General features: G+C 47.0%; 1 pseudogene. It reads right to left on the bottom strand.

Annotation, left to right across the window (positions count from 1 at the left end):
- A pseudogene (locus ACGH4F_RS09620) lies at positions 1–1,235 on the bottom strand (hypothetical protein); the annotation flags it as partial.

Genomic DNA, 1,235 nt, shown 5'->3' with positions numbered 1-1,235 from the left:
CGTTCTACATAGTTACCCTTGTCTTTTTCATTGCTGTAAGAAACTAATACCCCTCGCTTATCCGGCTCAAAGTCATAACGTAACTCGCCACCCCACTCTTCCAAATCACTGCTTCGGGCTTTGGCAAACGATGAAAAGCCTTCCTGCTGCATCGAGTAATACCCTTTAAAACTCAGCGGAACATCCTCATCGGTAAAGTCATCAAAGTTGATGGTTTGCTCTATCTTCCATGCCGCACCACGGGTATCACCTGATAACGTCGTTTGATTAAACGAGACACCACCATTGCTCGACACATAGATATCATTCATCCCCGCCTTGCTTTTCGCATACTCCACATGGGTATGTGTCCCCTGCGTTGGTCGTATTATCAGGTCAACCCCTTTTAATTCATACGTATCGCCGCTTGACTGGTCTTCATTGATATACGTCCCGCCAATTCGAACATGGTCGTTTAACCAGTGATAAGCCCGACCACCAAATACTTTTTCGCTGTTAAAGTCAAAACCGTCTGAGTAATATTCATATTCCGCAATAATCCAGACCGGGTTACCCCCTAACAGATTACCGCCTTCAATTATCGAGCTCCCCGTCTCGCCCTGTGCCGTCATAGGCAGTGGCCTGGTTAAAAGTACCCGACCCTGAAACTGATTGACTTCATAGTCCACACCTTCCGTCAACGTCCCGGTACTCAGTACCCGACCCGTATTACGGTCACGTACCTCCATCGACAGCTTTAAACTCCCTTCGGTAATACGCTGATGTTTTAAAAAATACAAACTACCACCGGTCGAGGCTAACTCAACATGACTGCCCCGTGTTTCACCGTTCGATAAAAACACCGTCCCGTACGTGCGGGTATCACCATATCCGGTCACACCTTCACTTTCATGAGACAATTGTGCACCGTATAAACTGCGGTTAAAGTTGGCAAACTCATTGCCGGTAATCTGCGTGTTATAGTTACCCCATAACCCGTAACTTTTCCCTTTCTCTATTTTGAGATAAAACTTCCCTTCCGTATCCACATCCCGCTCAGTGGTCGAACCATCACCGTGAGTAGGGTAGTAAGCTTGCGGGTCGATTTCCCGGATAAAACGGGTCGGGTCTTTTTCACCTAAATGACCGAACGCATTTTTCAGCCGGGTTTCCGTTGTGTCTAAATGGGCGGTAATGCGATAATCACCTTTGTTCGCTTTTAAGTAAAAAGCAACCCGTCCATCCCAGCTCCCTTT

Source organism: Gilliamella sp. CG35 (assembly GCF_046635745.1).
Lineage (GTDB): Bacteria > Pseudomonadota > Gammaproteobacteria > Enterobacterales > Orbaceae > Gilliamella > Gilliamella apicola_I.
The sequence above is the reverse complement of the archived record's forward strand: the minus strand, read 5'-3'. Positions and strand labels throughout refer to the sequence as shown.